General features: G+C 61.7%; 8 protein-coding genes and 1 tRNA gene. 7 read left to right on the top strand and 2 right to left on the bottom strand.

The window, feature by feature from the left end; genetic code table 11:
• The first annotated feature begins 445 nt into the window (after positions 1-445).
• Positions 446-3,697, top strand: coding sequence for a Calx-beta domain-containing protein (locus VHD36_00475; protein ID HVU85766.1), 3,252 nt, complete (start codon positions 446-448; stop codon positions 3,695-3,697).
• A gap of 101 nt (positions 3,698-3,798) precedes the next feature.
• On the opposite strand, the gene VHD36_00480 is transcribed toward VHD36_00475, so the two are convergent.
• A complete protein-coding gene (locus VHD36_00480) occupies positions 3,799-4,026 on the bottom strand; it encodes a carbon storage regulator (protein ID HVU85767.1) in 228 nt (75 codons plus the stop codon).
• A gap of 546 nt (positions 4,027-4,572) precedes the next feature.
• On the opposite strand from VHD36_00480, the gene VHD36_00485 reads away from it, so the two are divergent.
• The 3 genes from VHD36_00485 (at position 4,573) to VHD36_00495 (ending at position 8,944) form a co-directional block, all read left to right on the top strand.
• On the top strand, positions 4,573-5,445 hold the full coding sequence (locus VHD36_00485; protein HVU85768.1) for a nuclear transport factor 2 family protein: 873 nt from the start codon (positions 4,573-4,575) through the stop codon (positions 5,443-5,445).
• 36 nt (positions 5,446-5,481) lie between these two features.
• A complete protein-coding gene (locus VHD36_00490) occupies positions 5,482-6,303 on the top strand; it encodes a hypothetical protein (protein ID HVU85769.1) in 822 nt (273 codons plus the stop codon).
• Between the two features lie 340 nt (positions 6,304-6,643).
• The gene (locus tag VHD36_00495) at positions 6,644-8,944 is read left to right on the top strand and encodes a M48 family metallopeptidase (protein HVU85770.1); all 2,301 of its coding nucleotides are present in this window, start codon (positions 6,644-6,646) and stop codon (positions 8,942-8,944) included.
• Between the two features lie 234 nt (positions 8,945-9,178).
• Here the strand turns inward: VHD36_00495 and VHD36_00500 are convergent.
• A tRNA-Val gene (locus VHD36_00500) sits at positions 9,179-9,252 on the bottom strand.
• A 396-nt stretch (positions 9,253-9,648) separates the two neighbouring features.
• Between VHD36_00500 and thrS the strand changes: the two genes are divergently transcribed.
• The 3 genes from thrS to VHD36_00515 all read left to right on the top strand — a co-directional run bounded on the left by thrS (position 9,649) and on the right by VHD36_00515 (position 13,005).
• Positions 9,649-11,652, top strand: a complete 2,004-nt coding sequence (gene thrS / locus VHD36_00505; GenBank protein HVU85771.1) for a threonine--tRNA ligase — start codon at positions 9,649-9,651, stop codon at positions 11,650-11,652.
• A gap of 281 nt (positions 11,653-11,933) precedes the next feature.
• Positions 11,934-12,416, top strand: coding sequence for a translation initiation factor IF-3 (gene infC, locus VHD36_00510; GenBank protein ID HVU85772.1), 483 nt, complete (start codon positions 11,934-11,936; stop codon positions 12,414-12,416).
• Between the two features lie 4 nt (positions 12,417-12,420).
• Entirely contained in the window at positions 12,421-13,005 is a 585-nt protein-coding gene (locus tag VHD36_00515; GenBank protein HVU85773.1) for a GNAT family N-acetyltransferase, read from the top strand.
• Positions 13,006-13,231 lie beyond the last annotated feature (226 nt).

Genomic DNA, 13,231 nt, shown 5'->3' on the forward strand with positions numbered 1-13,231 from the left:
GATAAAGTCGCACAAGTCGTCGACGACCGATCGCGCCGGCGGAACACCGGGCAATACCGGCCGACAAAATCGACTGGAACAGAGGCATTTACCGCGCGATCGCCCGTGTCGTGCGTGGGTAGCGCGATGGCGGACAATAAACGATTCTCGACGCTTGAGGCACCGCCACGCAGCTTGTTTGGCTTACGAGCCCAACGGACACATGGCGGTTTAGTGATCGATTTGCGGGCTAGGTAACGATCGGCTGGCGGAACGATGCCTGTCGTTGCAGCGTCCGGCCACACGCGCCGTTCGGCGCAGGGAACCCGGCGACCGTTGCGGTAACAAGGCCGACCGGCGCCCTAATGCAATTCCTAGACGAGAGGCCCTGCCACCGATGAGCGTGTTTCGCTATTTAGGCCGTCGCAACTGCAAAGCCAACTCTCGTGGTCGCAGCCCTCGGCCGATGCGTCTGACGTTCGAGACTCTGGAACTGCGCGCGCTTGTCACGTCGGACGTTATAACGAGCGTTCCCCTGGCGATAGCCTCGACCGGTGGCACGAATTCCTCAGCCGCCGTGGCTGCCCAGACCGCGACCGCGAATGCCAACCCGACGACGCCGATCAACTACAGCCTGGTATTGACGGATGCCAACGACAATCCGATCACGGGGCCACTGGTCGTCGGCGAAGTGTTCTTTGTCGACGTCTTTATCGACGACACGCGCAACGTCTCCAATCCCGGCGTCGACAGTGCGCTGACGGATGTATCGTTCGATTCGACTCTGATGACCCCCTCCGGCAACCCGGTGGTCACTCCGAACAATACAGTCTATCCCAGCCCCACAAATTCCCCGCACGGCTCTTACAACGCGTCGACCAGCCCGAACTTGATCAGCAGCGTGAACGGTTCGGTGCCCACGAATCTCAACGGCGGCCCTGTCATCACTCCCCCCGGTGCCGGCCCACAGTTGCTGGACCGGATCCAGATGACGGCCGAGGCGGCCACGGGCGTGGGCAACACGACGACGATCAGCACCGTCATTCCGCAAATTGACCCGACGGACAGTAATAGCGTTCTCGTGGGCGCCGACGCCTCGGCCGCCCCGGCGTCGCAAATCGGCCAGGGGAGCGTTTCGACCGAGATTCTGAATCCGGTCAGTGCCACGTTGACCGGTGGTTCGGCCACCGCCGGCGCCACGGCCACGACGATTCAATTCACGGCCTCGCTCAGCGGCGCGGTCGACGTGCCAGTCACGATCCACTACGCCACGGTCGACGGCAACGCCAAGGCCGGCACGGATTACACGGGCGTGACCGACGGCACGGTCCAGCTTGCGGCCAACCAGCAATCGCAGACGTTCAGCATCAACATTGCCGCCGATACGAATTCCCACTCGGCGCGCTCGTTCAACGTCAAAATCACCAGCGTCGACGTTTCGCCGACGGGCCTGGTGACCTTCGACCCGACCGCGGGCCAAGGCACGGGCACGATCAATTTCACCCCGCCGAATGTGACGATCGGCGCGGGCAGCGCACAAAGCGGGGCGGCGGCCACCACGATGTCGTTCCCGGTCACCCTTTCGGGCACGTCCGATGTGCCGGTGGTGCTCGACTACAGCACGTCGAGCGACAGCGGTGATACGGCCGTGGCGGGCACCGACTACACGCAGGAAACGAATCAAACGTTGACGATTCAGCCCGGCGACACCACGGGCACGATTTCGATTCCGATTTCCGCGCAATCCTCCTCGTTCTCTGGCAACAAAACCTTCCACGTCAACGTCAGCTTGGACAGCAGTGACACGTCGGGCGCGCATCTGAATCAAACCTCGGTTCAGGGGTCGATCACTTCGCCAGCGCCTACCGTGTCGGTTGCCGACGCAACAGCTCAAGGTGGCACGGCCGCCGGAACGATCTCGTTTCCGATCCATCTCAGCGGCGCTTTGAATCAATCCCTGGTCCTCGATTACAGCACGGCCATCCTATCGGGCGACACGGCCGCGAGCACCGACTTCACGGCGCAGACGGATCAAAAGCTGACGATCCCGGCTGGCACGACTGACACCGCGATCCAGATTCCGATTGCCGCCCAGACCACGCCATTTGGCGCCGCGAAGACCTTTCACCTGAACGTCAGCCTCGATGACCCCAATGCGGGCGTGCAACTAACAAACACGTCTGCTCAGGGATCGATCACTTCGCCGGCGCCGAGCTTGTCGATCGGCGATGCCACGGTCCAGGGCAATTCGACCGCTGGTGTGATTTCGTTCCCCATTCACCTCAACGGACCGTCGAGCCAACCCGTCGTGCTCGATTACAGCACGGCCATCCTGTCGGGCGACACGGCCGTGGCCGGGACGGACTACACAACGCAAACGAATCAAAAGCTCACCATCCCCGCCGGCACGACCGACACCACGATCCAGATTCCGATTGCCGCGCAAACCACCACAGGTTTCGCCGACAAGACCTTTCACGTGAACATCAGCCTGGATAGCAGTGACACGTCGCACGTATCTCTGGCGGATACGTCGGCCGAGGGAACCATTACGTCCGTGCCGTCGGTCGGCATTCTCAGCAATGCTACCGACTCGCCAACTCAATCGGCACCGTCGACGATGAATTTCGCCGTAACCTTGTTAAATCAACAGGGGGCACCGACACAGACCACCCAGGACCTCACGATTCAGTACCGCGTGTTTAGTACGGGTACTGATAACGCCATCGGCGGCAGCAGCATTGCCACCTCCGGTGTGGACTACCTGGCTGTCGATACCACGGCCGCCAATCCACTCGGTCAGCCGCTGGTGATTCCCGCCGGGCAGTCGGTTGGTACGATCAAGATTCCGATTGCCGCTGAGTTGGCCGGGTCGATAAACAAGACCTTTCACATTCAAATCCTCAGCGTCTCGGCCGGCGCGGTTGTATCGGATGTAGCCGGCTCGGCAACGGGAACGATCAACGTCGGCCAAATCCCGAAACCGGTAGTGTCGATTCAGAACGCATCGCTGCCTGAGCCCACCACGACGGGCCAGAACATGCAGTTTACGGTGAGCTTGTCAGCGCCCAGCACGGACCCGGTGACGGTGAACTATACGATCACACCGGGGACGGCCAAGGCTGGCGTCGACTACACCCCGCCCGCGACGCAAGGGACCGTCACGTTCCAGCCGATGCAGACCACGGCCACCATTTCAGTACCGATCCTGCCCGACGCCAACGTCACGCCCAGCGCCCAATTCCTGGTCGCCTTATCCGAGCAGACGGGAAACACTGCTTCCACGATCAGCACGACCGCGGGACAGGCGCTCGGTACGATACTGACGAACGGAAGCTTCTCGGGTTCGGTCTATGTGGATACCAACAACGACGGTATCCACGAAACCGGTGAGCACGCTTTGGCCGGGGCAACGATCACCATCACGGGAAATGCGGTGACGGGACAGGCCGAACAGTTCAGCACCACGTCGGCCGCCGACGGCTCGTTCAGCTTCCCGGCGGTCCCACCGGGGACATACACCGTGACCCAGATAGCTCCCACGGGTTACGTGATGGGCATCTCGACTCCTGGAACCGGAGTCGGCGTGAACGGCAGCAATCAAATGACGTTCACGATCACTTCAGGGGACGTGCTGACGAACAATAACTTCTCCGAGCGAGGGCTTGAGCCACAACTCATCACGAAGCGGATGTTCTTGTCATCGGTCATTCAATAAATAACATGGGCATCCCATAACGCGGTAATTCGCTAGCGCGCTGCCGGGCCTTGACTCGTCCAGTGCGTTCGAGCAAAGTGCCGTCCGCCGCGACTAACGGCTCAAATGCCACAACCGACGCAGGCTGCTGCGACGGGTTGCACTTCTTGCAAGACGCCTCGGTCCTTGGTCGTTTCGCCCCACTGGGTCAATTCGGCGCGTAGCACTCGGTACTCGCCCGGCGCCTCGATACCCAGCCGAACTCGATTTCCCTGCACGCTCAGGACCGAAACCGTGATCTCGTCAGCGATCAGGACCTTCTCTCCGGGCTTCCTGCTCAGGACCAACATGGCTTCCTCCTAGTGCTAACCGGACCCAAAGTGATGGTCGAAATTGGTTCAGTGAATCAATGATCAGTTGCGGCCGATATAGCAATTTGTGCGCCGAAACGCAGCCGAGCAGCACGAAATCGCCTAAGAGTAAATGAGAAAGGCGGTTAATCATGCCAGCGCTCGGTAATGTCGTATCACTGCTGGCGACTGTCAAAGTGTGCAGCTAATGATCAACAGAGGTGCGGAATCGCTCAACTTTGGCAGGCGTCTCGCTGACGAGGGGGACCATGTTCTCGATCCGAGACGGTTGCGAACCTGGCGTCTACTAAAGCGGCCGGCCAGGTGCCGTGGCGGGAGCGCCACGCTAATCGTCACATTCTGTGCGGCTGACCCCGGATGATGCCTTTTCGAGCCTTCGGACCCTAAGGCGGCCGGGCGACCGCGCTGACCGGCCGGGCGACGCGACGTAGAATGAAATGCCAATTCCACCGTCCATTCTGGCGACTCTCGGGGGGAGTGATGCGTTGTTTTCCATGTTTCTTCGCGCTCGCAATGCTGGCAGTCGTGGCATCGACCGCCTTGGCGGCTGAGACGCAGCCCACCGCCGGCCGCACCGAAGCGGAACAGGCGGTGCGTGGCGCCGTGGCCGCTTATCGGCAGGCGCTCGATCAACAGGACGTCGACGCGATTGTCTCGTTCTGGACGCCCGAGGCCGATTACGTCGACCAGTTGGGGCGCGTGTACAAGATTCACGCCGGCCTCACCCAAGCCAAGAAGCTTGCCCAAGAGGGGATGCACATCGCGCACCTGGCTCCGAAAACCGAGACCCTGGGCATTCGGCTGGTGACGCCGGACGTCGCCATTGAGGACGGAAGCTTCGAGCGCATCGGCGCACTAGCGGGCCCCGCGCCGCAAGGGCGGTACACGACCGTGTGGGTAAAGCGCGACGGTCATTGGCTGATCGACGGCGTACGCGAAACGCCCATGCACCTCGAGGACAGCTCCGACGCCATCGACGATCTGGGCTGGATGATTGGTGAATGGGTCGCCGAGGGGCCGCACGCAACGGCCGAGATTTCCTGCAGTTGGGGCAAGGACGAAAGCTACATCGTGACACAACTGAAAATGAAGCCGGTCGTGGGCGAGCCCTTCTCCGCCACGCAAGTGATCGGCTGGGACCCGAGCCAGCAGAAGATCCGCTCCTTCATGTTCGATTCGCGCGGTGGATTCAACGAAGGGCAATGGGTGAACGAAGGAGACGGTTGGATCGTGAGGTCGGTCGAATCTCATCCCAACGGCAAGCGCACCGCCTCCACCAAGATCTACAGCCGCGTCGACGATAACACCGCCCTCTGGGAATCGATCGACGACGACGTGGCAGGACAGGCGGGCGCCGAACTGCGTTTGCGGATTACCCGCAAGCAACCTCAGAAATGATTCATCGAACAGCGGACAATCGCTAAGGAACTATACGTGTCAACACAATTGCAAAGGGCCGTGCGCATCGCGCTGGGCGCGCTGTGCCTGGCATGTTTGGCTGCCGGGACTGTGGTGCCTGTGCATGCGCAGACGCCCCCCAAGGCCAAGGCGCCGGCTGCGCCCAGGCCGCCTGCCGGCTCAGCGAAAGCGCCTCAGGCGGCGCCGGCGCCAGCGGCCAAGACTCCGCCACCCCCGGCGGTCGATTCCCCGGAGCGCGAGCAGATCCTGCACAGCCGGGCGTGGCAACAGACGATCGCGGATTTCGAGAGCTGGCTATCGAGCCAGACGTTGTACGACGCGCAGCAGGTCAAGCAAACCAGGGCTCGGCTCGAGGTCGGTATCAGCCGCATGACGCCCGCGCAGCTACAGTGGTTCGAAAACGACATGCAAGCCAAGCTGAAAGTGCTCAATAGCGATCAAGCGCAGGAAGCCGCGGCGTACCTGGCGCAGACGCTCGCGGTCGCTTCGCCGGCTTACGCGCGCAAGGTTCGCCAGAAGTTGCCCGACGTACTCACGGCGCCGGCCGGGCAGATCAGCCAGCAACTGGCCGGTTTCGCCGCCAAGCGGGACGCCACCGCGCAAATGCAGCAGGCGTTCAACGACAATCGGCAGCAACAAATCGCGCACAACCAGACGCAGATCGCCGCGCAACAGCAAATTCTCAACCAGGATCTGGGGCGCGAGTCGGACGGTGCCATCAACGCCACGAAGGGAAACAAGTTCACCGCCGCGCGTGACTACTTCCCGAACGCCGGCAACGATGGCCCCTTTGGCCCCGGCACCTCGATCGGCTTCTGGGGGGGCGGGTTCTTTTAGAGAAACCGCTTTCTTGAGTGCCTGACTCGACGACAGTTCCCTCTTGCCGCGACTGGCCAAGGGGGATGTGGAACGGTTGAATGGCAACCGGGCCACGCCGGTCGGGCCGAATTCTGCAACCAGGCCGATGTCATTCTGGACATCCGCGCCTCGGCAGCGGAAAATCCGCGCTTGCGACGGCTACCAATCTTGCTGGGCCGAACGTAGAGAGATGCTACGTAATGCCGCCGTGTCACTCGAATTGTCCGCCGTGTAAGTCGGACGTGTCGCACAGGGAAACGAGAGTGAGATCGACAAACCTCACACCGCAGGTAGCGACACCTGTAAGTAGAGACTCATTATGTCGAAATCCGCACTGTGCCGTCGATGTTCGCATGAATATGAAGTTGCGCCAGGCACGGCTTACGAGGCGATCGAATGTCCCAAGTGCCGGCTGCGGCCGGCCCAGCTGGGCGCAAAACTGGTCGCAGCTTTCTCGGGCGACATACAGCCACCGGAAACGTCGAAGCTGTACCGCCTGGGAATCGTGCTCGTGGCGCTCGCCATGACATTGCTGCCGATCATTTACGTCGGGCTGGTTGTTGCGGTTATCTATCTGGTCTGCATGCACGCCACGCACTGGGGACCGTACCTGCTGGCCGACAACCAACGGACGGGCGGGCGTAGACAAGCCACGCTATTCCTCGTCGGCTACCTCGGACCACTCATCGCCGGTGCGATTCTCATCATCTTCATGCTGAAGCCGCTGCTGGCCGCGCGACCCAAGAGCCCGGCTTCACGCCGCTTGGAAAGGGCCGACGATCCGGTCCTCTTCGATTTCGTCGGCCGACTTTGCGATGTCGTCGGCGCGCCTGCGCCCAGCGAGATTCGTCTTGATGGGCTGGTCAATGCCTCGGCCAGCTTCCGCGCCGGCTGGATGGGCATGATTTCCAATCAGCTGGTTTTGACGATCGGTGCGCCTCTCGTGGCGGGGTTGACGCTGCGACAGCTTACCGGCGTGCTGGCCCATGAATTCGGCCATTTTGCCCAGGGCAGCGGCATGCGGCTGACCTACGTGATTCGCTCGGTAAATGCATGGTTTGCCCGCGTTGTCTACGAACGAGACGCATGGGACGAGCGATTGGTCAGTTGGGGCAACAGGATGCCGATTCGCGAGCTGCAGGCCGTCTTTTGGATGACGCAGTTATGCATCTGGTCGACGCGCCGCATATTGTGGGCCTTGATGTGCGCCGGTCACGCGGTGAGCTGCTTCATGCTCCGCGAAATGGAATTCGATGCCGATCGCTGCGAAGCGCGGGTCGCGGGAAGCGACATGTTCGCCGCGACGCTCGAACGCGTGCAAGTTCTCAACGTGGCGTGGCAGGGGGCGCTGGCCGACACACAACGCTTGTTGGCCGACGGACAATTGGCGGACAACATCTGCGACGTGCTGCTGGACAACGTGCGACGGCTGCCGCCAAGCGCCGCCGATGAACTTCGTAAGACCGCGGCCGACCGAAAAACGCACTGGTCTGACACGCATCCCTGCGACACGGACCGCATCGCCAGCGCCCGGGCCGAAAAGGCCGAGGGGGCGTTCCGCCTGGATGGACCGGCGACGGTGCTGTTCGAATCCTTTCCATCGCTCGCGCGCGAAGTCAGCGCGTCGTTCTATCAAGAATCGCTGGGCGAGGCCTTTCACTCCACTCGCATGCTGCCGGCTGCGGAAGCCCTGACTCGTCAAAATGCCGAGCGCGACGAGGCGAGCGCGCGGGAACGGTTTTTCGCCAATACGTTCAACTTGCTGCGTCCTTTTGCCGTCGCGGCCGCATCGGCGCCGGCCCCCAGCAACCTGCAAGCCGCCGCACTCGAGCTGGAGGAAGCGCGAGCCACCGCCGATCGGACCGTCGCCGGATACCGCGAGGGATTTCAGCGATATGACGACGCAGACACACGCTGGATGTTGGCTGAGCAGGCGGCGTCGCTGATCGCCGGTGGACTGAAAGTGAAGCCCGCGGAGTTTCAAATCGAACGTTCGGACGCGAAAGCAGCCGCATCCGGACGCGATGGGGCCATCAACGAGATGAACGAGGTCGCGGAACAACTTCAACCTTTTGAGCAAGCGACGAGGCGCCGCATGGCACTCGCGATCGGTATGCTTCGCGTGCCAGGAATTGCCAGGCGGCTTCCGAATCTCTCGGTGTCCGAACGCGAGCTGCATCAAGTGCTCGCGGCCACGCGAGCGCTGCATCGGGCGTGGCCGGAAATCCTGCAGCTGCGCAACGGCGCCGGATGCCTGTCGATCTTGATCAACAATCTCGCCGCAAATCAGTCGAATAAGAAACTGCGAACCGCCCTGGCGGACAAGGTCGAAGGGGTCGCCAAGCAAGTAACGGCCCTCTACGAACGTTTCAGTGAAACAGCGTACCCCTTCGACCATGCCGTGCAGGAGGCCACGGTCGCTCAGTACGCGCTGGAAAAGCTGCCGGCCGCCGAAGACATCGCGGCGGTTTATTCCTCAGGTGCGACCCTCATCAATCAGTTGAACCTGTTGGCGGTCCGGATCGCGGGTCGCCTGTCGTTCTTGGCGTCTGCCGCGGAGGAAGCCCTGAGCACTGTTCAGCCGGCGGCTGAGGCAAGCTCCATGCCTGACGCGTCGTGATGGCGGCAACTATAGGGAGCTGCGAATCCGACTAGTGGCGCACCCACCAGCGCGCCCGGCCGGGCTACCGATGTCGAAGAGTTTTTTCGAGCGCACCGCCCGACATCGGCAGGAAACCGAAGCCATTGTTTCCGCCGTGTTCATGCCGCAAAGGCGGGGCCCGAAGACATGAAAATGGGAAACGGCGGTCGTTTCGACATCGAATCGAGTGATTTTCTGAGCAGAATTTTGTAGTGGGCGATACAAGACTCGAACTTGTGACCCCTAGCTTGTCGAGCTAGTGCTCTAACCAACTGAGCTAATCGCCCCTAGGCACTGTCAAAAAGACAGGGCTAAGCGTTCCACTAGCTTACGTGGCTAATGCACAATTGAAAAGCCCTGCCGCGCGCGGCGTTTGGGCCTGAATCAGCCGGGCACGAACCATGGCGCCGGCTGATCTGTCTTGCTCGGAAGCGGCCTCCCCCTATACTTTGCGTCATCGGCAGCGCGGTCGCCCCCGCGGCGTCTCTTGTATGGACGTCCCGACACGCGTTGCCTTCGCACCCCTCAACGCGGCGCTGGCCAGCGACCTCTTTCGCAATCCCGGCGGCGATATCTGGCGCTTGCTGCATCGGGCAGTCCTTCTGCCCAGGCACCGGCAGCGTCAACCAGCCACGTGACATGGGCTGCTGATTGCGCAGCGGGCCAGACGAAGTGAGAAATCCATGCTTAAGGTCAAATTGCCCGACGGCAGCGTTCGTGAATATTCACGCCCGGTCCGGCCGATCGACGTGGCGGAAGAGATCGGCCCACGCCTGGCGAAAGCCACGCTGGCCGCCGAGGTCGATGGCCAGGTGGTCGACACCGTCACCCCTCTGCCCACCGAGGGTGAAACGACGCTCAAGCTGCTCACGCGGAAAGACCCCGAGGCGCTGCGCATCATGCGGCATTCCTGCGCGCACGTGATGGCCCGGGCCGTGATGCGGCTATTCGAGGGCGTGCAATTGGCCTTTGGTCCGACGATTGAGAACGGCTTCTACTACGACTTCGACTTGCCGCACAAGCTGAGCGAAGAGGACTTCCCCAAGATCGAGGCCGAGATGGCCAAGATCATCAAGGAAGACGAAGAGTTCGAGCGGCTGGAGATGCCCCGCGCCGAGGCGATCAAAATCTGCCGCGACCTGGCCCAGACGCTCAAGGTCGAGCACATCGAGACCGGGCTGGCCGATCAGGCCGAATTGTCGTTTTACCGCCAGGGAGAATTCATCGACCTGTGCCGCGGCCGCCATATTCCCAGTGCCGGCGCGATCGGCGCGTTCAAGCTCTTGAGCGTCGCCGGGGCGTATTGGAAGGGGGACTCGAACAACCAGCAATTGCAGCGCGTGTACGGCACTGCCTGGTTCAGCAAGGAAGAGCTGGAAACGTATCTCAATCAGGTCGAAGAAGCAAAGCGTCGCGACCACCGCGTCCTTGGCAAATCGCTCGAGCTCTTCACCGTGAATCCGACGGTCGGGCAGGGGCTTGTCCTTTGGCTGCCACGCGGCGCCATCGTGCGCGGCCAGCTCGAGGCCTTCGTCCGCGATGAGCTGATCAAGCGCGGCTACGACCCCGTGTACACGCCGAATATCGGCCGCGTCGAGCTGTACCAGATCTCGGGCCATTATCCGTACTACGCCGACAGCCAGTTCAAGCCGATCGAGATGGAAGAGGGCGAGCGTTATCTGCTCAAGCCGATGAACTGCCCGCACCACATCATGATCTACAAGTCGAAGCCGCGTAGCTATCGCGAGTTGCCGGTGCGGCTGGCTGAATTCGGCACCGTATATCGCTATGAAAAATCGGGCGAGCTGGGTGGCATGACCCGCGTCCGTGGATTTACGCAGGACGACGCGCACATCTTCTGCACCGAAGATCAGGTCGGCGATGAATTCCGCCAGTGCATCGAGATGGCGCAGATGGTTCTGAAAACCCTGGGACTGGAGGATTACCGCGTGCGGCTCGGCTTCCGCGATCCGGCCAGCGACAAGTACGTGGGCAAGGCCGAAAGCTGGGCCAAAGCCGAAGCCGCGATCGAGCGCGTGGCGCGCGATATGAATCTGCCCGGCTGCACGCCCGAGCTGGGCGAAGCGGCTTTCTACGGTCCGAAAGTCGATTTCGTGGTCACCGACTGCATCGGCCGCGAATGGCAACTCGGCACCGTGCAACTGGACTACAACCTGCCGAGCGAGGAACGCTTTGGACTGGAGTACATCGGACCGGACAACAAGCCGCATCGTCCGGTGATGATCCATCGCGCACCGTTGGGTTCGATGGAACGGTTTATCGGCGTGCTGATCGAGCACTTTGCCGGGGCCTTTCCGCTGTGGCTGGCGCCCGAGCAGGTGCGTGTCGTGACCGTAACCCAAAAGGCCGAGGAGTATGGGCGGGCCACCGAGCAAAAGCTGCGCGAGGCCGGATTGCGGGTCACCGGCGACTATCGCGCCGAGAAGCTGGGGGCCAAGATTCGCGACGCCCAGCTGAAGCTGATTCCGTACATGCTCGTGGTCGGTGAACGGGACGCGGCCGAAGGCACGGTATCGGTCCGCGATCGGATCTCGGGCGATTTGGGGGCCATGCCTTTGGCCGCCGCCATCGATAAATTCCGCCAGGAAGTGGCCGAGAGGACGATCCGCCAGGTCGTCAAAACCACGGCCGGGCTGGGCGATCGGGGAGGATCGAACGAATACTAGGCGCGCGTCGAACCTGGGCGGCTCGTGCCGTCGGAGAATGCGCCGGCCTGCTTGATTCTTCGGAATGAGCTAAGTTTTAGGGGTGGCGTCGGGTGAGGCTTGCGACGGGTTTGCTCACCCAAAGATGGCTGTCCAGCCCGGGCGGATAACCGGCCGTCCACAGTTGACGCTGTGCCACAACGTACGAGATACTATTTGCAGACGCCCCGTGGGGGTTGCCTGGCGGCGATTACGTTTCATTTTCTTGAAGAAGGAATTCTGCGATCGACAAGTCACAGCGCGTGAACGAACAAATCCGCATTACACCTGTGCGGGTCATCTCGGCCGAAGGAGAGCAGCTAGGCATTATCCCCACCGAACAAGCGCTCGGAGTGGCGCGCGAGGCGGGACTGGACCTGGTGGAAGTCGCTCCTAACGAGCGCCCCCCTGTCTGCCGGATCATGGACTTCGGCAAGTTCAAGTACCAGCAGAAGAAACGGCAGCACAAGAGCCAGGCGCACCACAGTAAGATCAAAGAGATTCGCGTTCGTCCCAAAACGGGCGAGCACGATATCGAGGTCAAGGTTCACCGGGCACGTGAGTTTCTCGCCCACAAGGATAAGGTGATCGTCTCGGTCGTCTTCCGCGGTCGCGAGTTGGCGCACGTCGAAGAAGGGCAGCGCGTCATCAAGCAAGTGCTGACCAGCCTGGAAGACATCGGCAAAGTCGAATCGCCTCCCAGCCAACAAGGGCGGCGCATCACCTGTATCCTGGCGCCGAAGTAGCGCGATGCGCGAGTATCCTACGCTCACCACGCCGCGGCTGTTGTTGCGCGCGTGGCGCGATAGCGATCGTGAGCCGTTCGCCACGCTCAATGCCGATCCGCGCGTGATGGAGTTTTTTCCCAGCGTGCTGGATCGCGCGGCCAGCGACGCCACCGTCGAACGCATCGAGGCGCATTTCGCAAAGCACGGCTTTGGGCTGTGGGCCGTCGAGCTGCCGGGGAGCGCTCCGTTTGCCGGCTTCGTCGGGCTCATGATCCCGAGCTTTACCGTCGCGTTTACGCCCTGCGTGGAAATTGGCTGGCGACTGGCGCGCGAGTATTGGGGCCACGGCTATGCCAGCGAAGGAGCCCGTGCTGTCCTCGACTTCGGGTTCGATCGGCTCGCGCTTGACGAGATCGTGTCGCTCACGGCCGTCGGCAATCAGCGCTCGCGCCGCGTGATGGAACGGATCGGCATGACACGCACGGCCGGCGACGATTTCGATCATCCGCTGGTAGCCGCCGGCCATCCGCTGTGCCGGCATGTGCTGTATCGACTGTCGAAAGAGCGATGGCGACAACTGACGGCGAAGAGCCTCGATAGGACCTGAGTCCAGACGGTTGTTCGGCAGTTGCGGGTCCGCATGCTTCTTCGGCCGATGGCCGAAAAGGCATGGCAAGAACCGTCGGCTGACCCTAACAGCCTGTTGAAAAAAGCCCTCGTGGCTTTTTTCAACCTCGCCAAGTGCGAAGCAAAGCTTCGCACGACTCGCAAAATAACGACTTACGTCGATATTTTGCCATCGCATCCCTGCGATGTCGCAGCCCGTTGAGTTC

It is taken from the genome of Pirellulales bacterium (assembly GCA_035546535.1).
GTDB lineage: Bacteria > Planctomycetota > Planctomycetia > Pirellulales > JACPPG01 > JACPPG01.